The organism is Candidatus Limimorpha avicola (assembly GCF_056978975.1).
This window is the reverse complement of sequence record NZ_DBMCYK010000002.1, coordinates 123,899-146,706: the sequence shown is the minus strand read 5'-3', so window position 1 is coordinate 146,706 and position 22,808 is coordinate 123,899. Positions and strand designations below refer to the sequence as shown.

21 protein-coding genes and 2 tRNA genes are annotated in these 22,808 nt (G+C 35.6%); 8 read left to right on the top strand and 15 right to left on the bottom strand.

Annotated elements, in window-relative coordinates; all coding sequences use genetic code 11:
• Nucleotides 1–192: 192 nt before the first annotated feature.
• The 9 genes from ACZOVS_RS01825 to ACZOVS_RS01785 form a co-directional block, all read right to left on the bottom strand.
• A complete protein-coding gene (locus ACZOVS_RS01825; protein WP_483995529.1) occupies nt 193–915 on the bottom strand; it encodes a (Fe-S)-binding protein in 723 nt (240 codons plus the stop codon).
• A gap of 87 nt (nt 916–1,002) precedes the next feature.
• A complete protein-coding gene (gene aroA / locus ACZOVS_RS01820; RefSeq protein WP_483995528.1) occupies nt 1,003–2,256 on the bottom strand; it encodes a 3-phosphoshikimate 1-carboxyvinyltransferase in 1,254 nt (417 codons plus the stop codon).
• 59 nt (nt 2,257–2,315) lie between these two features.
• Nucleotides 2,316–3,344 (bottom strand): 3-dehydroquinate synthase, encoded by a 1,029-nt coding sequence (aroB, locus tag ACZOVS_RS01815; protein ID WP_483995527.1) that lies wholly within the window; start codon nt 3,342–3,344, stop codon nt 2,316–2,318.
• Nucleotides 3,345–3,358: 14 nt separating this feature from the next.
• Nucleotides 3,359–4,567, bottom strand: a complete 1,209-nt coding sequence (locus tag ACZOVS_RS01810; RefSeq protein ID WP_483995526.1) for an alanine dehydrogenase — start codon at nt 4,565–4,567, stop codon at nt 3,359–3,361.
• A 33-nt stretch (nt 4,568–4,600) separates the two neighbouring features.
• Nucleotides 4,601–5,032 (bottom strand): tRNA (adenosine(37)-N6)-threonylcarbamoyltransferase complex ATPase subunit type 1 TsaE, encoded by a 432-nt coding sequence (tsaE, locus tag ACZOVS_RS01805; RefSeq protein ID WP_483995525.1) that lies wholly within the window; start codon nt 5,030–5,032, stop codon nt 4,601–4,603.
• Between the two features lie 10 nt (nt 5,033–5,042).
• On the bottom strand, nt 5,043–6,599 hold the full coding sequence (gene porX / locus ACZOVS_RS01800; protein ID WP_483995524.1) for a T9SS response regulator signal transducer PorX: 1,557 nt from the start codon (nt 6,597–6,599) through the stop codon (nt 5,043–5,045).
• Between the two features lie 345 nt (nt 6,600–6,944).
• Nucleotides 6,945–7,028: transfer RNA gene (locus ACZOVS_RS01795), tRNA-Leu, on the bottom strand.
• A gap of 12 nt (nt 7,029–7,040) precedes the next feature.
• Nucleotides 7,041–7,124, bottom strand: a tRNA-Leu gene (locus ACZOVS_RS01790).
• A gap of 80 nt (nt 7,125–7,204) precedes the next feature.
• Entirely contained in the window at nt 7,205–8,923 is a 1,719-nt protein-coding gene (locus ACZOVS_RS01785; RefSeq protein WP_483995523.1) for a S8 family serine peptidase, read from the bottom strand.
• Nucleotides 8,924–9,123: 200 nt separating this feature from the next.
• Between ACZOVS_RS01785 and trmD the strand changes: the two genes are divergently transcribed.
• Both trmD and rplS read left to right on the top strand, forming a co-directional pair.
• Entirely contained in the window at nt 9,124–9,813 is a 690-nt protein-coding gene (gene trmD / locus ACZOVS_RS01780; protein ID WP_483995571.1) for a tRNA (guanosine(37)-N1)-methyltransferase TrmD, read from the top strand.
• Between the two features lie 83 nt (nt 9,814–9,896).
• Complete coding sequence (gene rplS / locus ACZOVS_RS01775; protein ID WP_483995522.1) at nt 9,897–10,253, top strand: 50S ribosomal protein L19; 357 nt, start codon at nt 9,897–9,899, stop codon at nt 10,251–10,253.
• 55 nt (nt 10,254–10,308) lie between these two features.
• Here the strand turns inward: rplS and rlmB are convergent, their stop codons facing one another.
• A complete protein-coding gene (gene rlmB, locus ACZOVS_RS01770) occupies nt 10,309–11,049 on the bottom strand; it encodes a 23S rRNA (guanosine(2251)-2'-O)-methyltransferase RlmB (RefSeq protein ID WP_483995521.1) in 741 nt (246 codons plus the stop codon).
• A 197-nt stretch (nt 11,050–11,246) separates the two neighbouring features.
• Here rlmB and ACZOVS_RS01765 point away from each other — a divergent pair, with 197 nt between their 5' ends.
• From ACZOVS_RS01765 to ACZOVS_RS01750, 4 genes are all read left to right on the top strand, one after another.
• Entirely contained in the window at nt 11,247–11,885 is a 639-nt protein-coding gene (locus tag ACZOVS_RS01765) for a YiiX/YebB-like N1pC/P60 family cysteine hydrolase (RefSeq protein WP_483995520.1), read from the top strand.
• A 191-nt stretch (nt 11,886–12,076) separates the two neighbouring features.
• The gene (locus tag ACZOVS_RS01760; protein ID WP_483995519.1) at nt 12,077–12,868 is read left to right on the top strand and encodes an energy transducer TonB; all 792 of its coding nucleotides are present in this window, start codon (nt 12,077–12,079) and stop codon (nt 12,866–12,868) included.
• 37 nt (nt 12,869–12,905) lie between these two features.
• Entirely contained in the window at nt 12,906–13,844 is a 939-nt protein-coding gene (locus ACZOVS_RS01755; protein WP_483995518.1) for a DUF3078 domain-containing protein, read from the top strand.
• A 2-nt stretch (nt 13,845–13,846) separates the two neighbouring features.
• Nucleotides 13,847–14,341, top strand: a complete 495-nt coding sequence (locus tag ACZOVS_RS01750; protein ID WP_483995517.1) for a metallophosphoesterase family protein — start codon at nt 13,847–13,849, stop codon at nt 14,339–14,341.
• Between the two features lie 66 nt (nt 14,342–14,407).
• On the opposite strand, the gene ACZOVS_RS01745 is transcribed toward ACZOVS_RS01750, so the two are convergent.
• Entirely contained in the window at nt 14,408–14,875 is a 468-nt protein-coding gene (locus ACZOVS_RS01745) for a DUF4293 domain-containing protein (protein ID WP_483995516.1), read from the bottom strand.
• A gap of 222 nt (nt 14,876–15,097) precedes the next feature.
• On the opposite strand from ACZOVS_RS01745, the gene rho reads away from it, so the two are divergent.
• On the top strand, nt 15,098–16,930 hold the full coding sequence (gene rho / locus ACZOVS_RS01740) for a transcription termination factor Rho (protein WP_483995515.1): 1,833 nt from the start codon (nt 15,098–15,100) through the stop codon (nt 16,928–16,930).
• Nucleotides 16,931–17,047: 117 nt separating this feature from the next.
• On the opposite strand, the gene ACZOVS_RS01735 is transcribed toward rho, so the two are convergent.
• Nucleotides 17,048–18,415 (bottom strand): UDP-N-acetylmuramate--L-alanine ligase, encoded by a 1,368-nt coding sequence (locus ACZOVS_RS01735; protein ID WP_483995514.1) that lies wholly within the window; start codon nt 18,413–18,415, stop codon nt 17,048–17,050.
• Nucleotides 18,415–20,055, bottom strand: coding sequence for a T9SS type A sorting domain-containing protein (locus tag ACZOVS_RS01730; protein WP_483995513.1), 1,641 nt, complete (start codon nt 20,053–20,055; stop codon nt 18,415–18,417). Before ACZOVS_RS01730 ends, ACZOVS_RS01735 begins: the two co-directional genes overlap by 1 nt.
• A 119-nt stretch (nt 20,056–20,174) precedes the next feature.
• Between ACZOVS_RS01730 and xerD the strand changes: the two genes are divergently transcribed.
• The gene (xerD, locus tag ACZOVS_RS01725) at nt 20,175–21,065 is read left to right on the top strand and encodes a site-specific tyrosine recombinase XerD (RefSeq protein ID WP_483995512.1); all 891 of its coding nucleotides are present in this window, start codon (nt 20,175–20,177) and stop codon (nt 21,063–21,065) included.
• Between the two features lie 42 nt (nt 21,066–21,107).
• Here xerD and ACZOVS_RS01720 read toward each other — a convergent pair whose 3' ends face one another.
• Nucleotides 21,108–21,560 carry a hypothetical protein gene (locus ACZOVS_RS01720; protein ID WP_483995511.1) on the bottom strand — a complete coding sequence of 151 codons (453 nt, stop codon included), beginning with the start codon at nt 21,558–21,560 and terminating at the stop codon, nt 21,108–21,110.
• Nucleotides 21,561–21,575: 15 nt separating this feature from the next.
• Nucleotides 21,576–22,796 (bottom strand): ABC transporter permease, encoded by a 1,221-nt coding sequence (locus ACZOVS_RS01715; protein ID WP_483995510.1) that lies wholly within the window; start codon nt 22,794–22,796, stop codon nt 21,576–21,578.
• Nucleotides 22,797–22,808 lie beyond the last annotated feature (12 nt).

Here is a 22,808-nt window from a genome sequence, read left to right as displayed (position 1 = left end):
GATTAAAAAGCAACAATAGAATCGCTTTCATTGGATATTTTCGGCATTATTATAGAACAATTCCCATAATTACAGAATCTGTAATGTCATTTTTTATATCGTTTTTAAGGATTTTGCTACAGATTCTCTATTGCATAAACCTTCAAAGCAGCATAAACTCAAACTCGAAATAAATGTTTATCAATCTTCGAATTACCAGCCTGAAGCCAGCACATCAGCTATATGGACAACTTTTATATCTATATTCTGTTTTCTTGCATAGCAATCAAGATTCATCAGACATGCCATGTCGTTGGTGACAAAATATTCAGCACCTGAATTCACTGCATCTTCAAGTTTATGTCCCGTCATTGCTGCAGAAATGGCATGATGTTTTATTGAAAACATTCCTCTTCCGAGACCGCAACATATCTCCGGATAACGCAAATCCACTATTTGTATTCCTTTGACATGAGACAACAAGATACGTCCTTCATCTTTCAGATTTAATTCTCTTAATGATGAACAGGAGTCATGATATACCACCCTGTGGGGAAATGATGCATTGAAATCTGTGAATTTCAACTTGTTAACAAGAAAATCAGTAAATTCATAAATATTGGAAACCAAACGTTTATACTCCAAGTGAGAAGCTGTATTGTGAAACAGATCTTTATAATGTGATTTTATAAAACCCACACATGAAGCATCTATACCAACGACAAGTCTGTTATTGGGAAAATCTTTCAAGAACTTCTTTCCCAATTCTTTGGCATCCTCCAAATTGCCGGAATGATATGCTATTTTTCCACAACATGTTTGTTCATGATTATATTCCACAGTCACGTCGGCTGCATGTAACAACTTCAATACGTTCATTGCAGTCAAGGGATAAAACTGATCAACAATACAAGAGACGAACAAATCTATTGTCATGACATATTTTTTCTGCAAATTTATACAAAATGCGATTAAACAAAAAAATATTTTTCCAAAATATGAATATTCATAATATAGGATTGATTATAAATCCGAAATATTTATAAACTTGTTCTTTGACAAGTCCTCCCAAAACAAGGGGTATGATTTTTCTACAATGTTATGGCTATCTATTTGTACTGCATTTATCTTAAAGCAAAGAGGAGTTAATGCCATAGCTATACGGTGGTCTTGGTAAGTATTGAATTTCAAAGGATTGTCTGGCTCGAACACCGGCAATGTTTCAGGAGATTTCATTATTAATATATCCTTTGATAATAGTTCAAAGTCAGCACCTATCTTTTTCAGCTCCGTCGTCATAGCTGACAATCTGTCCGATTCTTTAATCGTAACATTTTCAATACCGGTAAAAACAGCATCAACTTTCAATGCGGCACAAGTAGCAGCAATAGGAGGAAACAAATCAGGAGTATTCAAAAAGTCATAATGTATCTTTTTAACATCCATTTCGTTACGTTCCAGCAAGACACCGTTTTCTCCACAAATGGTATTTACCCCAAGTTGTTGAAAAAAATCGGCTACTGCCATATCACCCTGTGGAGATGACATGTCAAGATTCTCCAACATAACGGTAGCATCGCCATGAATAGCAATTATCTCATACCAAAACGCTGCTGAACTCCAATCCGGATTGACGACATAATCAACATTAGAATATTTTGAATGCGGTACAGTAATATTCAAGCCGTCACGAACTGCATTGACACCGAAACTATTCATCATTTTTATCGTCATATCAATATATGGCATTGAACTGAGATTTCCCGTAAGATGAACATGTAATCCGTTTTGCATCAATGGAGCAGCAAGCAACAATGAAGAGGCGAACTGACTGCTGCAATCAGTGTCAACAGTAACATTGCCGCCATTGATAACAGCACCTTCTACAATCAAAGGCGGAAAACCATCATTATCTCTGTATGTTACAGATGCTCCAATACTTCTCAATGCTTCTACGAGTGGTCCTATTGGACGATGGCACATTCTTTCATCCCCTGTCAGCAGCCAACGACCTTCTTTCATTGTCAATGCTGTAAGCATAAACCTTAATACCGTACCGGCATTGGCACAGTCAATGACAGTAACACAATCATGTTTTTTATCAACAAGAGCCAACAAGTTATTAAGCAACATTGTATCGGCTGAATGAGATAAATTGTCAATTTCAGAACTTAAAGCGCCATAATACTTTATCATCAAAGCCCTGTTGCTCTCGCTTTTACTTCCATCCAATATAATATTAGCATTTGCTTTTCCTCTAATAGGCGTTATTGTCATAATTTTATCATTCAAGGTCTGAAAAACTTAATCGACACAAAATGTTTTATATTTTAATGTTATTTATCATTTAGACATGTCTTCTGCCATTTCAACATAGCATCAACAGCATTTTTTGCCTCATCAAAAGAAACCATGACATCTATTACAGGCTTCTGCATGCCTTTCAATAATACAAACCTATATTCTCCATCATGGTTTTTCTTGTCGTGAGTCATTATAGACATGAGTCTGTCTATATCCATATCATTTACAATCAATTTATTAAAAAACTTGTTATATATTTGACGGTATTGTTTCAATATTTCTTTGTTCAATCCTATCAATTTCACAGATAGCCACAGTGAACAGTACATGCCGAGAGCCACACATTCGCCATGTGACAAACAATTCTCATCCTCAACAAAATATGACTCTATGGCATGACCCACAGTATGACCGAAATTCAATATTTTGCGTGCAGAATCATCCCTCTTGTCTAAATCAACAATACTTTGTTTCATGAATACAGCCGGCATAATGAAATCAGTATAGTTATCTTTTGACAAATCAAGCATTTTCTTATCGATGACAAATCCGTATTTAATCATCTCAACCATACCTGACAACAATTCTCGTTTTGGCAATGTCATAAGAAAATCATTTATAATCAAAATAGCCTGAGGTTCAGCAAAACTACCGACAAGATTTTTATAATTCATAAAATCAACACCTGTTTTTCCTCCAATTGCAGCATCTGTCATTGCAAGCAATGTCGTAGGTACATTGACAAAATCCACTCCTCTGAGAAATATTGATGCAATAAAGCCTCCAATATCAGTTACCAAGCCGCCTCCCAAATTTATCATCAAGGAATGACGTGAAGCATTATTTTCAATTAATTTCTTCAAAACTTTTGATACAGTTTTCAGATTTTTATTTGTTTCACCATGTGAGATAGTAACAACAACATAATTATTCGTATCTACCAAATCTGAAAATAATGGTAAACAACAACGTCTTGCATTGTCATCAGTAAGAAGAATTACCTTATCATATTTTTTTACAATATTTTGGAATTCATCAATATCGTTTTTTGTCAAAATCATAAACTATAATATTATCAACTGTCATGAAACGATGGCAGGAACAATTCCAATGGTTTATAAGGCAGAGCCAACATATCCCCTATTTTACGATTGGTAAGTTTACCATTATACATATAAACACCTTTGGCAAATCCGTCATTAAACTGCAACAATCCGTTTATTCCGTTTCTTCCAAGACAAAGCATCTCATTAACAAGAATATTACTTATTGACATTGAAGCTGTATGCGATACTTTAGAAGCAATATTTGGCACACAATAATGTGTTACTCCATATTTACTAAACACGGGAGAAGAATGTGTTGTCATTATTGATGTCTCACAACAGCCACCTTGATCTATGCTGACATCTACCAATACACTGCCATCTTTCATTTGTTGAACCATAGATTCTTTAACGAGCAAAGGTGATCTGAAATCAGATGTATGTTTTGCACATACCAATATCTCAGTATCAGTCAAAAGCTTTGTCAACACATCCTGGTCATACATATAAGTGAAAATATTATTATTGAATGTATTACTAAGTTTACGAAGACGGTCTGTCAACGTATCGAAAACAGAAACGCGACAACCCAATCCTAAAGCCACCCGACACACATTAAGAGCCACAGTACCGGAGCCGATCACAACTACATCAATTGGAGGCAATCCTGCAATAGCACCAGTCAAAGTTGAGCATCCCCATTTTGAATCACATAGATATGATGCTGCAATAAGTACTACAAGTTGCCCTACTATTTCACTCATGGCATAAAGCAATGGGAAATGAGTTTCTTTGCCCTGTATCAATTCGTACGATATAGCAGTTATTCTTTTGCTGCTTAAATGTTGCAAATATGATTTTTGGGTTTGGTGCAAACAAAGAGATGACAATAAGACAGCATTATTTTTCATCATCTCAATTTCTTCTTTTTCAGGAGGGAAAATCTTAAGCAATACATCAGAGTTCAAGATTTCCTCTTTTGAATCCGTTATCAAAGCCCCTGCTTCAGAAAATGATGTATCATTAAAGCCGGCAGCATTCCCGGCACCTTTCTGAACAAGCACTACATTGCCATCGTCAACAAGTTTTTTTACTGCGGATGGAGTTAATGGAATACGATGTTCATCATGATGATATTCTTTTAAGATGCCAAATACGACGTTGTTTTTATTTTTTGTGTTCTTCAACATTAATGTCTCCGTTGCAAATCTATATTTAACATTTTCATCATGTATCATAACAACAATATTTTACAAAACAACAATTATATATTATATCAGTTCACAAGTTATAATGCGACTATCATTATTACAGCCAAGGTCTATTGAAACCTTGATATAGTGTTCGGGCATCAATGGAGCAATAAGTTCCGGCCATTCAAGCAGACACAAGGCTCCTCCATAAAAATAGTCTTCATAACCAATATCATATACTTCCTCAAGTTTTTTTATTCTGTAAAAGTCAAAATGAAACACAGACGCACCTTCTTTTGTAAAATATTCATTAACAAGAGCAAACGTAGGACTATTGACTTCATCTGACACTCCCAAAGCATGACAGATATTTTTAATCAGTGTAGTCTTGCCTGCACCCATTTGCCCATAAAAAGCCATGATATTGGATTTTTCTCTCAAACCAAGAAGATAGTCTGTAACAACAGACAACTCATCAACACTTTTAATATCAAATACCTTTGGAATCATATAATGATGTTTATTTTGATTTTAAGAATGTTACAGGAACAAGTATCTCATTCATTGAGATTCCTCCGTGCTGGAAAGTGTTTCTGTAATAATTTACATAATAGTTATAGTTGTTAGGATAAGCAAAGAAGTCGTTAGAATGGGCAAATACGTATGAAGTACTTACATTAATACGAGGCAGATATATTTTTTCAGGATCTTTTATTTCAAACACTTCTTTTGCATTATATTTAAGACTTCTGCCATATTTGTATCTCAAATTGGTATTGACAGCCTTGTCACCAAGTATCTTGACAGGATTTTTAACACAGACCGAGCCATGGTCTGTCGTAATAATAAGGTCACATTTTTTTTGTGCAATAAAGCGAATCATATCGTACAAAGAAGAATGTTCAAACCAAGAAAGCATCAGGGAGCGATAAGCCTCTTCATCAGAAGCAAGTTCCCGGATAATTTCCATTTCAGTTCTTGCATGCGACAGCATATCAACGAAATTATACACAATGACATTAAGTTTATACTGCATCAGATTAGGCATTTGCTCGAAAAGTTTCTTACCGGCAGCGAGATTAAGGACCTTGTTATATGAATACCTTACATTTTTACCATAACGACGCAGTTGTTCACCCAACAATTCATTTTCAAATTGATTTTTAGTGCCTTCGTCTTCCTCATCCACCCAATATTTAGGATAACGGCGACGTATTTCCAAAGGCATGAGACCCGCAAATATGGAATTTCGTGCATATTGAGTCGTTGTAGGCAATATGCTGTAATAAATATCATCTGCCTCGACACGAAAATCAACTTCTATCAAAGGTTGGATAGCTTTCCACTGATCATAACGCAAATTGTCAATAAGAATAACAAACAAAGGATTGTCGTCATCAGTCAAACGAGGCAAAATTTTGTTTTTAACAAGAGTATGCGACAATACGGGTTTATTAGCAGTATTAGGTTGTACCCATTGTATATAATTTCGTTCGACATAACGTGAGAACAAATTGTTTGCTTCTTGTTTCTGCATGGCAAGTATCTCTTTGATACTTTCATCAGCAGACTTTTGTAATTCCAGTTCCCACCGTGTCAGATTCTTATATACATCTATCCATTCTTCATAGTCGAGGTCATTATTAAGATTCATTCCTATTTTGCGAAATTCCTGCTGGTACTTTGAAGTAGATTTCTCATCCACGAGTTTTCTATTCTCAAGATTTCTTTTAAGAGACAACAATATTTGATTGGGATTAACAGGTTTTATAAGGTAATCGGCTATATTGCTGCCTATTGCCTCTTCCATAATACGTTCTTCCTCACTTTTTGTTATCATCACTACAGGAAGATTTGGATATTCCTTTTTTATCTCCTCAAGAGTTTCAACACCTGAAATACCCGGCATTTGTTCATCAAGAAAAACTATATCGAAATGACGTTCCTTAACTAATTCAACAGCATCGCTTCCATTGTTGGTAGTAACAACTTCATATCCCTTTTTCTCCAAAAACAAAATATGCGGTTTAAGAAGTTCTATCTCATCATCTGCCCATAAAATGACTGTTTTTTCCATAGTCGTTGTTATTTTTGATTTAACAAAATTATAAAAATTTCTATTATTACAAGTAAAAACAGGCCATATTCGACAGATTTTAACAATTATTAACTTTATTTTGTTGCATTTTTTCAGAAACTTAATACTCTTTTACATTTCATTATTTGAAAAGCATTATTTCCGAGTGAATTTGTAATATAACGAAGAATTAAGAAAATTGTTGTTAAAAAGTTGTATCGAAAAAAATAATTTTACGATATTTTAGAAATGCTTAAAACATAATTGAAAATAAAATTTTGAAAAAAATCTTATTGATGATTTCACAGATAACAAAAAACCGGTCAAGCAACCGGATTAAAGCTGTGCCCATGAGAAGACTCGAACTTCCAAGAGCGTACGCTCACTACACCCTGAATGTAGCGTGTTTACCAATTTCACCACATGGGCTTTTGTTTTCAGTGCCCAGGACAAGAGTCGAACTTGCACGACGCAATCGTCACCACCCCCTCAAAGTGGCGTGTCTACCAATTTCACCACCTGGGCTTTAAACCGCTGCAAAATTACATTATTTTTCATTACGTACAACACTTTGCGGCGATTTTTTTAATTATTTTTGTAAATCTTTAATACTTAACAACTTTCAATGAATTGTTATTTGATGAAGACATCACATTCACAAAATACATGCCACTGCCAAGTGTTGTAAGAAAGTTCTGCAAACGTGCTGAGTCTCCACTGCAGTCATCTGCATAGATTAAAACTCCTAACTGATTGTAAACTTGAACACCATAAATGTCATCATCTAGAAATTCCACATTTACCACTCCATTTGAAGGATTAGGATAAACATTTATTATTGGAATCGTTTCATTAACTTCATCGACAGATAACGTCTGCATGGCTAAGGTAAAATCCGGAATTCCATATCCGTAATAATTGTCAGGATTATTAGTTCTATTAGCTGATTCTCTTATAATCTCTTTCAATGTCTCCGGCTCCAAATCAGGACGTATTTGCCACAGACATGTCAACATTCCGGTCATAACCGGTGTAGAGTATGATGTACCACTGCCATTATAAAAAGAACCATCGGGAGAAGCGACAGTTACATTTTCTCCATGAGCGACGACATCAGGTTTTATCCTTCCGTCATAAGAAGGTCCTATGGAGCTAAAGTAAGCAAGCTCTCCATTGACATCAACCGCACCTATTGTAAAAACGTGTTCTCCGTCAGCAGGGGCGCCTATATACGGATAGGTCCAACTTGCTCCATCATTACCGGCGGAATTTACCACTATAATGCCTTTTGAAGATGCAATTTCAGCTCCTATAGTAATAATACAAGTCTCTCCGTCCATATCGCTGTACGAATGGCTCCACTGAGGCATATCGAACTGTATATATCCCAATGACGAATTGATGACATCGACACCAATACTATCCAAAAGTTCAAGTGCAGAAACAAAGTTATATTCTTCAATAAGATTTTCTGTACGAGCATCTTCTGTCAGGCATAAATAGAATGATGCTTTAGGAGCTGTACCCACGTATGTATTCGGTATATTGCCACCGATAAGACTCCAAACAGACGTACCGTGAGAAGAAGATTCGTAAACCGTAGTACCTTTATTTACGAAATTTCTAGTACCCAAAAGCCGGTTCTCCTTGCGAATCTCCTCAAAAACAGCATGAGAATCAGCACCCATGAAACCACCATCACATATACCGATAAGCATACCTTCTCCTCTATAGTTGGCTTCATGTAAATTAATACCGTTCAATTGCTGAATCTGAGGCAGTGCATATCCGTAATAGTCGTCGAGTTTTTTAATATTTGCAAGTTTCTTCTTTTTATAATTTTTCTTTTTATGCAGTGCATACTCATAATAATCATCGAGCTCCTCATTATTTACGGGAATGTCATAAAATATGTTTTCTATATCTTCTTTAATAACTTGTTTAACTTCTCCATCAATAAATTTCATTGTATTTTCCACATAAGGAAGAGCATTGATAGCATTTATCACATTAATATCATTTGTCTGTATTGTAACTCCATTCAACCATTTGGAAGGATTGAGAATTACAGCGCCTGTTTGCTCAACACCTTGAATATAAGTATCATTGACAGGTATATCCAATTCATCTATGTCAATATTATATTTGTTTCTTCTTTCCAAGGCTCTTTCACTTAAAAACTCACCCGGATTATTTATTGAATAAGGTGAATTGTTTTTATCAGTAAACTGGACCCAATACTTTTCAGGCGCTATTTGTGCATAAGTACTATACATAATTCCACACAAAAACAATGCAGAAAAAAAACTTTTAACTTTCATCATATTTCTTTTTTTATTAATTTCAGAAACACTTTTCAGATGCAAATATACACATAAAAAAATAGGGGGATACAAAAAAGCGAAAAAATTACAAACATTTCATAAATACCGAATATGTCATCGTATTTCAAAAAGCAAAGATATTACAGGTATTGTTTTTGTCAGACAAAATTGCATATCTTTGCGACAAAATGTAATTAATGATGAGAATCGACATAATAACTTTATTCCCCGAGATGTTCGAAGGTCCTTTCACGGAATCCATAATAAAAAGAGCCATCCAAAACGGCATAGTGGATATTCATCTTCACAATCTAAGGGATTACAGTAACGACAAACATAAAAGAGTCGATGATTATGCATTTTCTGCAGGAGCAGGCATGGTCATGATGATAGAGCCGATTGACAATTGTATTTCGTACCTAAAAAAAGAACGTGAATATGATGATGTAATTTACATGTCGCCTGACGGTGAAATTTTTACACAGTCACTTGCAAACAGACTCTCATTGTATGAAAGTGTGATAATGTTGTGCGGACATTATAAAGGCATTGATGAACGTATAAGGGAACATCTTGTAACAAGGGAAATATCCATCGGCAATTATGTCTTGTCCGGAGGAGAACTTGCGGCTGCCGTCGTTACTGACAGTATAGTACGTCTCATTCCCGGTGCATTATCAGACGAGACTTCTGCATTATCGGATTCTTTTCAGGACGGATTGGTATCACCTCCGGTATATACACGTCCGCGAGAATACAAAGGATGGACTGTTCCGGAAGTGCTTTTATCAGGTAATGATATGATTATCAACGAATGGAAGCTAAACCAGGCAATAGAGCGCACCAAAGCACGCAGACCGGAAATGTATGAAATTCTGAAAAAAAAGTAATAAATGTTGTTGGTATTCAAAAAAATTGTATATTTGCACACTTTTTCCATGTAAAGATTAAAGATAAATAAATTATATCAGAGATGAAAAATGCGTTAATCCAATTCGTTGAAGATCAGGTACAAGTAAAAGATTTTCCACATTTCAAGGCGGGTGACACTATCACCGTAACTTATAAGATTGTTGAGGGAAACAAGGAACGTTTGCAGAAATTTCAGGGTGTGGTGTTACAACGCGCCGGCGAAGGTTCGCATGCTACATTCACAATTAGAAAGATTTCTAACAACATAGGCGTTGAGAGAATTTTCCCTATAGCATCTCCAATGATAGAAAGTATCGAGAAAAATAAAGAAGGTTATGTTAGAAGAGCACGTATCTACTATTTGAGAGGTTTGCGTGGCAAGAAAGCAAGAATTAAAGAAGTTATCCGTAAGAAATAAAACTTCATTTTAATAAATAAAAAAGCCGGTTTACATCTGTAAACCGGCTTTTTTATTACATGTCTGCATTTCTTTGATGTACAACCTCAAAACAAACTATTCCTGTTGCCACAGAAACATTTAATGAATCAATATCTCCTACCATTGGTATTATAAGATGTTCATCGGCACGTTTCAGATATGCCTCACTGATACCGTCTTCCTCAGATCCCATAATAACTGCCAATGGTCCGCTCATGTCATATCTCCAGATGCTATGCCTGCCTTTCTCAGAAAATGCCAGCACTTTCAAACCGCATGACTTGAGGTAATCTATGGCATCTTTTATATTGTCCACTCTGCATACATTAATTAATGACAAAGCTCCGGCTGATGTTTTCATGGCATCGCCATTTATCAATGCCGCTCCACGTGAAGGTACCACTATGGCATCGACGCCTGCTGCATAACAGGTACGCGCTATCGCACCAAAATTTCGTACATCTGTAACTCTGTCCAATATCACTATGAACGGCATTTTGCCTTCATCATAAGCCATACTCACCACTTCTTCAAGAAGTTGATATGAGATTTGACATGTAAAAGCCACTATTCCCTGATGATTCTTGCGTGTCAGACGATTCAATTTCTCTACAGGCACATGCTGCACAGGTACTTTATGTGTCTTTGCGTATGTCATAATCTCTGCAAGTTGTGGAGATTTAAGCCCTGACTGTACAAAGATTTTCTCTATATCCTTGCCGGCCCTGCACAATTCTTGTACGGGATGTATCCCGAAAAACATATTATTTTCCATAATGTTATCTTAAACAACGTTAGTGTCTTATGTTTCTGCAAATATAAAAAAAACTTGACAATTACTTCAGTTTTTAATGAAATAATCCTACTCCGATACAAATTATTACAAACATATTGTATGCGTACATTTGAATAGATTTTTTTACTTTTGTATCAAAAATTTTTTATTTGCCGCAATGTAATGAACAAGTACAAATGAAAACATTTACACCATATCTTATACTCGTTATATGCATGATTGTCACATCATGTTCAAGGAATGAGTTCATTCCTCAAGAAGGAGATATTGTATTCTGTGTAGCAGAATCTTCTGCCATGAGCGATGCGATAGTGGCTGCTACGGCAAAACAAAACGACTTGCAATACGACCATGTTGCCATTTTTGTTACTGTCGATAACAATGCTTTTGTTATAGAAGCATCGACAAAAAAAGGCGTTGGTTATACAGAATGGACTGAATTTCTTAATGCTGCCACAAAAATAAACGATAATCCGGGAATAGTCGTCATGAGATTGAAAAACAAAATCGACATGGATAAAGTGATAGAATCAGCAAAAGGACATATTGGAGAACCATACGACTGGTCTTTCAGACCCGATAACGGTAAGATGTATTGTTCCGAATTGATTTACGAATGTTACGTTAACGATGACGGAACACATCTGTTTAATACTAAACCTATGAATTTCAGAGACAAAGAAGGCAATATGCCCTTGTTCTGGATTGAATTGTCTGAAAAATCCGGTGAATCCATACCTGAAGGCGTTTACGGTACAAATCCCAACGATATGTCTAAAGAACCGTTTTTAAAGGAAATCCATCGGTATTTTTAACTTATACAATCAACAGACATATTTAAAACGTTTTTATGGCTTCGATGGAAATTTAATTCAGCAACAAATCTGTTGTATGAAACGCCATTAAAAACAATCGGCATATTTTTTATGATTTTGTCATATCATCTAAAAAATATTCCGAAATTTGCAAAATAAAATTATACGTAACCACGAACAATAATTAAAACATGAATGAATTAACAATGAAATGCATTTTTACAGGACTTGTTTTAATGTTGGGATTCAACATATATGCACAAAACATGTCTGCCGAACCTGTCGCCGGTAAGAATACTACTCGAAAAGTCATTCAAAACCACCTTGTTTATCCGGAAAGTGCATTAGCCGCAAAAATAAATGGGAAAGTGACCGTTTATTTCGATGTTGACAAAGACGGTATTGCTTCCAATTACACTGTAAGAGAATGTTTCGATGAGGAGTGTTGCGCTGAAGCAATACGTCTTGTAAAACAAATTTTATGGATTCCGGCAAAGAAAGACGGCATACCTATTCCCTCTAAACATGAATATACAGTTGAATTTTCAGCAAAAGCATATAACAAAATGTATTCCAAGTCTCCGAAAATAAAAGTACCTCTTGATGATTATAAAGTTAAAAACGACAATAAAGTATATGAATTGGAAGACTTGACAACGGCACCACATCCCTATTTCTCCAATCCGAATGCCACATTAAACGGATATTTCCTTTCTGAAATGCGTTATCCGGAACAAGCCAAGGAACTTGAAATCTCAGGTACTGTAATACTCAGTTTCACTATAGAAACAGATGGCACTGTTGCTAATATTACAGTCGATAAAAGCGTAGGTGGAGGTTGTGACAACGAAGCCATACGTTTGGTACAAGACTTGTTATGGATACCCGGAATGATTGACGATTCACTGGTCAGGACTAAATATCAACAGGAAATAACATTCCAATTCGGTGAAAGAAATTACCACGACGGCAACACCTATTAATATTGTAAATATTTTGTAAACCAAAAAATATCGACACATGAAAAAACTGTTTTTCCTACTGTCATTTTTCTGTATTTCTGCAATGGTTACATTTGCTCAAAATGTAGAAAAAGATACATTATGGACTCATGGCGGTAAAATTGGAATTAACCTTTCCCAAAGTTATTTCAACAATTGGACTTCCGGAGGTCAAAACAATATCAATGGATTAGGCATACTGAAATACAAAGTCAATTACCTGAAAGACAAATCAAAATGGGAAAACAACTTTGATTTTGCCTTAGGCTACACATATTACGATTTTGACAAAAAGCCTGTAAAAACCGACGATTATATCAACTTAGGCTCTCTCTACGGATATGATATAGTAAAAGACAAATTATTTCTGACATCAGAATTGAGTTTCAAGACACAATTTGCCAATGGTTATGAGTATTCAAAAGACAGCACCAACAAGATTTCCGGATTCCTTGCGCCTGCATATTTGGCATTAGGCATTGGTGCACAATGGGTTCCATGTAAGCATTTTTCATTGACATTATCGCCTGTAACAGGACGCCTGACTATTGTCAACGATCAGGAATTAGCAAATCAAGGCGCTTTTGGAGTTACAGGAGCAATAACGGATACACTTGGAAACATTATAGAAAAAGGGAAACGGACACGCTTGGAACTTGGTGCTCAAATTACAGCAAAATTTGAATATGAAATATTTGAAAATGTGACGTTCAGTTCGAAATTGGGAATATTCTGCGATTATATTCACAGTAGAAAACTCAATGCTCTTGGTGAGAAGTACAAATGTCGTCCGGATTTCGACTGGGACAATGCTCTTATTATGAAAATCAACAATTGGTTGAGTTGTAATGTAACAGCGCATCTCATTTATGATGAAGATATCAAGCCTATTGAAGGCGAATCTTTCCTTCAGTTTAAAGAAGTACTTAGTATTGGCATATCATACAGTATCCCTTGATAATGACAAAAATAGGACTATTATCGGACACTCATGGCTGGCTCAATCCCAAAGTTTTCGACTTCTTCAAAGACTGTGACGAGATATGGCATGCCGGCGACATTGGAGACATCAGTATAGCTGATGACTTATCAGCTTTTAAAAAGTTGCGTGCTGTCTATGGCAACATCGACGACTTTGATGTACGCAGAGAATATCCTAAATTTCAAATTTTTACTGTGGAAGATGTGAAAGTTGTCATGACACATATAGGTGGCTATCCTCAACACTATGAAATAGGAATCAAAGATTTGCTTATAAAAGAGAAACCGGATATTTTTGTCAGCGGACATTCACATATTCTGAAAGTAATGCGAGATGAGAAACTTAACCTGCTTCATCTCAACCCTGGTGCTGCCGGTAAAAACGGTTTCCATAAATCACTGACCATGTTACGTTTCGATATTGAAAGGAAAAATATACTTAACCTCGAACTGTTTGAAGCCACCCGCCAATAACTGAAACCGACATGCCGAATTTGACACGTTTCTGCAAACATGTTCTTGTAAATAATTATTGCCTTGTTAACGTAATCTGTCAACAGACTTTACCAATTCAATGTCTTTCTTGATTCCTCTTATTGCCATGACAAGAAATATCAAGTCGATGAGCAAAATAAAAATACCGAACTCGTACGAAACTTTCTCGCAACTTATGGTTTTCTGAATGTTTGATACATAATACAAAAACACTACGCCAATGAATACTACAGTAAGAAATATATCCAACTGACATAATTTCACTTGTTGTTCTCTATGTTTATAACGTATTGAGATAAACAAAGGCAATAAAATCAAAATGATGGTCAAGATAAGAAGTGGCAAGGTGTAAAGTTTACTAAAATATGTTGCATCTATTTGATTATTAATGCCTAATACCGTCAACTCCATATTTGTATCAATATGTTCAAATGATGCAATCGGAAAGAAAAACAGCAAGACTGTGATAAGAGCTGTTAAAAATAAATACAATGTTTGAATACGCTGAATCATTTTACTTTTTTATTTGCAAAAATAGTGAAATCACAAAAACAAATGCATAATTTTAGAATTTCTTTAACTTTTTTTGTGGTTTTATCAAAAATTTGTATATTTGCAGCGCCTAATGAACAAACAAGATTTGGTTTTTGTTTTCTTGGCAAAACAACTAAAAACACCCTTTAATACGGGTCGAACAAAATTCCCATCAATTTTTCATAAGAAATTTGATCTTTTATGTATGATATTTTTGAATTGAACGACAAATCATTAGTCGAACTTAAGGAAATTGCATTAAAACTTGGAATGAATGATATCAGTTCAGACAAAGAAGAATTAATTTATAAAATATGTAATTTCAACAGCGATAATCAAAAGCAAAATGTAGAAACTAAAGCGAAAGATGAGACTGTTAAGGTAAAAACGGAAAGAAGAAAACGAAAAAACACTGCCTCGCAAGAAGTTGAGAAGACGAATGTTACAGCCAAAAAACACGTCATTGATGACATATCTTTGAATTTAATGGAAGAGACATCTGAAGAAAATGATGATTTAGAGGTTCCAACTTTGGTTGTGGATGACAAGATACCGGAAAATGATGTCAAAGAAAAAATTGATGAAGAAGTAAAACCCAAACGTGAGAAGAGACCAAGAATCAGCAAGAGACCGGAAATAATAAAATCTTCCATTGAATCTTCCGATAATGAAACCGTACATGTTTCATATCCCAAAGCACGTTATGAAGACGGTCTCAAACGCAAGAATAACATTATGAATAGCGACGAGACTTCCGTCACTGATGACATTAAACAGAACAACAATACATCTAATAATACTGTTGAGGAAAAAAGAGAGTATTACGAACCGAAGACAACTTTCCAACAGAGTCAAAACCAACAACAGTTTATACAAAATCAACAGAACATAAAAAGGGAAGAATCCATTACTGAGTTCGATGGAATCGTAAAAGCAGAAGGAGTTTTAGAAATAATATCAGACGGTTACGGTTTCCTTCGTTCTGCAGATTATAATTATCTAAATTCTCCCGATGACATTTATGTTTCTCAATCTCAAATAAAACTGTTTGGACTTAAAACCGGTGATACGATTCTCGGAGTGATTCGTCCTCCAAAAAACGGAGAAAAGTATTTCCCGCTTATTAAGGTTGACAAGATAAACGGACGTAATCCTGAAGAGGTAAGAGACCGTATTCCATTTGACTACCTCACCCCTCTCTTCCCTGATGAAAAATTCAACATCACCGGACACAATGGATGTACCATTTCCACACGTATCATGGATTTGTTCGCTCCTATTGGCAAAGGACAACGTGGTCTTATTGTGGCACAACCTAAAACAGGTAAGACAGTGTTGCTTAAAGAGGTAGCAAACGCTATTGCAGCTAATCATCCGGAAGTTTATCTTATCATTTTACTTATAGACGAACGTCCCGAAGAAGTCACCGATATGGCTCGCAGCGTAAAAGCTGAAGTCATCTCATCTACTTTTGACGAACCGGCTGATAAACACGTGAAAATTGCCAATATTGTACTTGAGAAAGCAAAACGACTGACAGAATGCGGGCATGATGTCGTTATATTATTGGATTCGATAACACGTTTGGCACGTGCTTACAACACTGTGTCACCCGCATCAGGAAAAGTGTTATCCGGTGGCGTAGAAGCCAATGCTCTGCAAAAACCCAAACGCTTCTTCGGTGCGGCGCGTAACATCGAAAATGGAGGTTCCCTCACTATTCTTGCTACAGCTCTTATTGATACAGGTTCTAAAATGGACGAAGTCATTTTTGAAGAATTTAAGGGTACCGGCAATATGGAACTCCAACTCGACCGCCGTCTATCCAATAAACGTATTTACCCGGCAATTGATATTGTTGCCTCAGGTACACGTAGAGACGATTTACTCGTCGATGATATTACTCTCCAAAGAATTTGGGCTTTGCGCAACCATTTCGCCGATATGACACCTATCGAAACAATGGAGTTCCTAAAAGATAGAATATCAAAAACCAAATCCAACGAAGAATTTATCGCGACCATTGACAAATAACAATATTTCTCAATTATGAAACAAGGTTGTATCACTTTATTTTGATACAACCTTGTTTTTGACATAAATAGAATATAAATGCAAATTTTTGCAATATTTACATGCATATACACAAAACTACGACTCAGAATAAATGTCTTTTAAATCATCTGTAGTCAATCCATTAAAATCTCCGGAACTCAGTAATCCGACAACAACAGAATTTGTCTTGTCTTTGGCTAACAGTTCAAGAAGTTCCTCTTTAGTGTGAACTATTTGAATGTCATCACGAGAAAATCCTCTTTTTATCCTTTCATCCGTCATATTTTCCAGTCTCTTCAATTCAACTGCATGATAATCATAGAAAACTATTGCCTTGTCGCAATCATCCAAGCAGTTGGAATAATGGTCAATAAACACCTCACTAAGGCTGCTATATGTATGTAATTCAAAGACAATCAGTAAATACTTTTCTCTGTATTGCTCTCTCAAAGCCTTCACTGTAGCCAAAACCTTTGAAGGTGCATGGGCAAAATCACGATAAACTGTATTAGATTTTGTCTTATCCTCAAAAATAAGTTCCAAACGGCGCGATGCACCCTTAAATGTACTTATTGCATTATAAAACACATCATCAGATATGCCTATTTCATTACATACAAAACGGGCGGCATTTATATTCTTCATGTTATGCTGACCGAAAACCAAGACAGGAAGCAAACTCCCGTCAGGCAAGACAAGAAAGATCTTATTGTCAATATGTTTAAATGGATGAATGTCATAACCCTTAGTAAGACATTGTGTTTTTGAAGCAATCTTTTCAGCCTCTGTATCAGTCTTGTCATAAATAAGACAGCCATTAGGTATTATTGTATTTGCAAAAATCTCAAACTGTTCTACATAATTTTCGAAAGTAGGAAAAACGTTGACATGGTCCCAACTAATACCACTAATGACTGCAATATCAGGCTTATATTTATGAAATTTTGGCACTCTGTCAACAGGAGATGTCAAATACTCATCACCTTCAATTACCATGTATTTTGCCGATTCACTAAGACGTACCATAACATCAAAGCCCTCGAGTTGAGCGCCGACCATGAAATCTGTCTCAATACCGGCATATCTCATAACATGAAGTATCATCGATGTTATGGTAGTCTTTCCATGACTTCCTCCTATTACAATACGGATTTTATCCTTACTCTGTTCATACAGAAATTCCGGATAAGAATATATTTTCAGTCCCAATTCCTGAGCACGAAGCAATTCCGGATTATCCACCCTTGCATGCATTCCCAAAATCACTGCATTGTATGTGTCATCCAATTTTTCAGGATGCCAGCCTAACGATTCCGGCAGAATACCTTCATTTTTAAGTCTCGTCCGTGAGGGTTCGAAGATCTCGTCATCTGAACCTGTTACATCGTAACCCTTTCTGTGCAAAGCGATAGCAAGATTGTGCATCGCACTACCGCCAACTGCTATAAAATGGACTTTGTTCATTATTTACTAATCAAAACCTTACGTGATGTATTATTGCCGTTGACATCAGTGATATTGACATAATACAATCCATTAGCCCAAGATTTTACATCAATTGCAATATTATCGGAATTACCTGAAACAGCGAACACCATTTGTCCTAAACTATTGTAAACAGTAACATTCTTAACATTAGCACCTATTATATTCATCACGTCGTTTACAGGATTAGGAAAAACTGACACTACTTCAGCAGTATTTTCTTTTACAGATGTATATGTGCCATTAGAAGTAAAATCAAATGACAACTCATGTTCGAATATATTGGTTATAGCATTTGCCTGTACAAGATTATGACCATTGGAATCAGTAATAAGAAGCATACCTCCACCAATGCCGTTATCGGTAGTACTTATCAAGCTGATACGATAACAGTTGTCTGCCTCGGGCAATACCAATTCATAGGTATAAGCATGAGAACCTTCTTCGAAAGTATAAGTCGTTAACAATTCGTTTGTTGTCATGTTTTTAACTTCTATATAAAGTTCCTCCGGTTCTTTTGGAGATTTGACCTGCATTTTGAGATAGCCGTCAATTTCAGGAGCTTCTGAAATGGTTTTAGTGGAATAGTTATCAAAAGGACAAGCATCGTCATTTCCGTTCACTTCAGTAACACATATTGTAATAGTTGTATTATTCATAATATCAATCTCCGGCAAAGAGATGGCTTGTGATTCACCTGCCGGAATATTACATTCCAAATCATCCTCCCAAATAACATCATCATTATCTCCAAGTACTACAAAATGCAAAGTATTGATAGCCTCAGTGCCGGAATTTTTCATAGAAACACGTACAGGAGTAACACCGGAACAATTATTTGTCACAACTTCGTCAACAGAGAGAAAAGCCACATCATAAGCTGGTGTCGGTTCCGGTTTCATTGAAAGTTTCACAGTTTGATAGACTTCCTTAGTAGAAAAGTCTTGCACCCAAGCCACAAGGTCACAATTCTCTTTCAACATTCCACTCATATCCAGTACCTCTGTCACTGTCATCGACTCGCCGGAAAAAACCGTACCATTCTGGTCAGGGAGAAAATCTCTAACTACAAAGTTGACTTCCGACATGCCTTGCCATGATTTTTGAATATGCGACTCGGTAAAAGCAATCATCACTCTTAAATTGGTAGCGGAACAATCGCCAACCTTATTTACTACAGCAGTAACCTCACAGAAAGAAGACTCCAACCATTCATAACTTAAATCAATGGTAAAAGGACTTTCAACAGAAATACGTTGCTGGTAACGTGATAAATAAACGGAATAATTGGATTGAGATGCGTCACCTCCTCCTGAGTGTGTCAATATTCCGTCCACTTTAGCTGTAGGATAGCTGTTTATACTGTAAAAATTAGCTCTTGCATTGGTTTCCTGTGTATAGAACGCATCCGTCGAAAAAGCACTTGTATGTACGGCAACAGGCGCTATACTAAGACCTTCCTCCAACATCTGAGCTATACCATTGGCTGCAGCTGGACAATATGGACAGTTGACCCCTGTAAATATTTCAAACAAAACACATTCACGAGCAACATTTTGTGCCGTAATTGTACAGCACAACATAATAAAAGCACTTAAAGTCAGATAAAATTTCTTCATGATTAACTATTTTTATTTATTGTGCAAAATTAATACTTTTTTTTAGCAAAAATAGGATAATTGCGAGATTTTTAGCAATTTTGCATTTTCAACCGTTGAATATGATTCTAGACAATAATTTGATAAAGCATTACACTGATTATCTGCGTTTGGAGTTGTCTTTATCTGAAAACAGCATAGAGTCTTATAAACATGACGTCACCTTATTCATGCAATATATTGAAAACTCGAACAACACAAAATCTCTTGACGACATATCGTACGATACGATAGAATCATTTCTTGAAGAGATTTACAGACTTGGATTAAGTTCAGTGTCACAAGCCAGAATTCTTTCCGGATTAAAAAGTTTCTATCGTTATCTTAATCAAGAAAAGATTTGTAACAATAATCCCACTGCTGTTATCAACACTCCTGCAATAGCGAGGCTTATTCCTGATGTTCTCACTTTTGAAGAAATAATGATAATGATTGATGAAATAGATTTGAGCACTACTTTCGGACACAGGAATAAAGCTATAATTGAGGTTATGTACAGTTGCGGTTTAAGAGTCTCAGAAGTCGTATCACTGAAAATAAGCAACATCTATTTCGAAGACGGATTTATCAAAGTTTGTGGCAAAGGTGATAAAGAAAGACTGATACCTATATGTCACGATACGATAAACACCTTGCTGTTATATATAAGACAATGCAGAGTACATCAAAATATAGCACCAAAATATTCTGATATTGTATTTATCAGCAACAGAGGAACCTCATTGACAAGGCAATCGGTATTTCTGATAATAAAATCGGCAGCTGAAAAAGCAGGTATCAAAAAAGAAATAAGTCCACATACATTGAGACATTCTTTTGCGACACATCTTTTAGAAGGAGGAGCTGACCTTCGCGCCGTACAACAAATGTTAGGGCATTCAAACATCACTACTACGGAAATATACACTCATGTCTCAGACGAACATCTCAGAAAAGTGATAATGGATTTTCATCCACATTGCCGTAAATAATTTAATATATTGTTATTAAATATATGAATTTAAAGTGTTACTTTAAACTGTTTCAATATTTCCCTGAGCATCGACCGAAACACCCCACACTATTTCAACAAGTTTACCAGACTCAAAATAAAAATCCAATCTTAAATCATCATATATAAGACAGTCTCCATTTTCATCACATTCTTCGCAACATTCAACAATATTATTCTCTCTCATAAGTTCTTTAATACCTATTTTATCAAGTTCAAAGACTTTTTCTCCATATAACAATGCCTCCTCATTACAAATTGAAAAACTTGATATCACAGTATTTGTAACACCTTCAAGATAGATCTTCATACATAAAACTTCATAGTCAAAAGAAATCAATCTGTTGTAATCATCAAGAGGCAATAATTCTTCTTGATAATCAGGTTTACCCAAATACTTGATAACGTCGTCAAGCGACATCCCGAATGGCAATTCTCCATAGCCTTCTAATGGTTTAATCGTTAAATCTTTCATAACTATATTATTAGGTTATTCAAATCTTATTGATTTAGATGGTCTTATATTATTTATTAAAACTGTCGGAAGCATAAGCATAAAAATCCACAACAAAACAGCTGAAATATTCAGAAGTAATATATACCATATATTCAATTCTATAGGTACGGAAGAAAGATAATAAGATTCAGCCGGCAATCTTATAAAGCCTGTATATTTCTGAAACAGGCATAAACCTAAACCTACAAAATTACCGAGCAACATGCCAATTAGCAATAGCCGGCAAGATTTTCTCATAAATATACTTCTTATCAAACCGTTATCAGCTCCCATTGCCTTAAGCAATCCCACCGTTGATGTTTTCTCAAGTATGATAATCAACAACATACTTATTATCGTAATACCAGCAACAAGTACCATCAAAACTATAATAATAACAACATTCATATCTTGCAAGTCGAGCCAGTCGAAAATTTGCGGATAAGTCTCTCTTGCTGTCATAGATATTAAAGACGGTGGTAAACTATAATATATCAAATTATTGTATTCATCAATCTTGTTTTCATCTGTCAGCCATATCTCCAATCTACCGACGTGATTGTCTTTCCAACCGTTAAGACGTCTTATCTGATTCAAATCACAATATATGAAACGCTCATCACATTCATAGAGTCCGGTTTCATATATTCCTTTGACATTAAACTTACGACCACGAGCTTTCATATCGTTATCAACAAACCAGATCCTCACATCATCTCCAACTTTAAGTTTCATTTTTTCAGCTATTACTTTAGATAGCAAGACATCGTTGGAACGAAGAGTATCGCAATATTGAGGCACATCTCCATCAATAAGATACGAAGTTATGTAATCCCAATTATAATTTTCATCTACACCTTTCATAACCAAAGGATATATCTCATCCTCTGTCTTCAAAAGACCGGCTTTGTGCGCAGTTTGCTGATATGATTCTATAAAATGAAAGTCCAATCTATTTTTCAAAGCACTATCGCAGACAAACGGGGTCTCTTCCAAAGACTCATTTTGATTCAATGCCTGTACATGAATAGGAGAAACAAAACCTATGACTTTATCCTCAATTTGATTTTTAAAACCAATAAGTATAGATAAAGAAATCAACATGATAGCAACACCAAGAGCTACACTTGCAACAGCAAGACGCATGACTGTAGAGGATAGATTTTCTTTCGACAAAGAAAAAATTTTTGAAGCTATAAACGTCGATGTTTTCATATTTTTCTTAAT

Coding starts and splice junctions, on each gene's coding strand:
- ACZOVS_RS01825 (WP_483995529.1), bottom strand. CDS start 915: ATGACAATAGATTTGTTCGTCTCTTGTATTGTTGATCAGTTTTATCCC.
- aroA (WP_483995528.1), bottom strand. CDS start 2,256: ATGACAATAACGCCTATTAGAGGAAAAGCAAATGCTAATATTATATTG.
- aroB (WP_483995527.1), bottom strand. CDS start 3,344: ATGATTTTGACAAAAAACGATATTGATGAATTCCAAAATATTGTAAAA.
- ACZOVS_RS01810 (WP_483995526.1), bottom strand. CDS start 4,567: ATGATACATGATGAAAATGTTAAATATAGATTTGCAACGGAGACATTA.
- tsaE (WP_483995525.1), bottom strand. CDS start 5,032: ATGATTCCAAAGGTATTTGATATTAAAAGTGTTGATGAGTTGTCTGTT.
- porX (WP_483995524.1), bottom strand. CDS start 6,599: ATGGAAAAAACAGTCATTTTATGGGCAGATGATGAGATAGAACTTCTT.
- ACZOVS_RS01785 (WP_483995523.1), bottom strand. CDS start 8,923: ATGATGAAAGTTAAAAGTTTTTTTTCTGCATTGTTTTTGTGTGGAATT.
- trmD (WP_483995571.1), top strand. CDS start 9,124: ATGAGAATCGACATAATAACTTTATTCCCCGAGATGTTCGAAGGTCCT.
- rplS (WP_483995522.1), top strand. CDS start 9,897: ATGAAAAATGCGTTAATCCAATTCGTTGAAGATCAGGTACAAGTAAAA.
- rlmB (WP_483995521.1), bottom strand. CDS start 11,049: ATGGAAAATAATATGTTTTTCGGGATACATCCCGTACAAGAATTGTGC.
- ACZOVS_RS01765 (WP_483995520.1), top strand. CDS start 11,247: ATGAAAACATTTACACCATATCTTATACTCGTTATATGCATGATTGTC.
- ACZOVS_RS01760 (WP_483995519.1), top strand. CDS start 12,077: ATGAATGAATTAACAATGAAATGCATTTTTACAGGACTTGTTTTAATG.
- ACZOVS_RS01755 (WP_483995518.1), top strand. CDS start 12,906: ATGAAAAAACTGTTTTTCCTACTGTCATTTTTCTGTATTTCTGCAATG.
- ACZOVS_RS01750 (WP_483995517.1), top strand. CDS start 13,847: ATGACAAAAATAGGACTATTATCGGACACTCATGGCTGGCTCAATCCC.
- ACZOVS_RS01745 (WP_483995516.1), bottom strand. CDS start 14,875: ATGATTCAGCGTATTCAAACATTGTATTTATTTTTAACAGCTCTTATC.
- rho (WP_483995515.1), top strand. CDS start 15,098: ATGTATGATATTTTTGAATTGAACGACAAATCATTAGTCGAACTTAAG.
- ACZOVS_RS01735 (WP_483995514.1), bottom strand. CDS start 18,415: ATGAACAAAGTCCATTTTATAGCAGTTGGCGGTAGTGCGATGCACAAT.
- ACZOVS_RS01730 (WP_483995513.1), bottom strand. CDS start 20,055: ATGAAGAAATTTTATCTGACTTTAAGTGCTTTTATTATGTTGTGCTGT.
- ACZOVS_RS01720 (WP_483995511.1), bottom strand. CDS start 21,560: ATGAAAGATTTAACGATTAAACCATTAGAAGGCTATGGAGAATTGCCA.
- ACZOVS_RS01715 (WP_483995510.1), bottom strand. CDS start 22,796: ATGAAAACATCGACGTTTATAGCTTCAAAAATTTTTTCTTTGTCGAAA.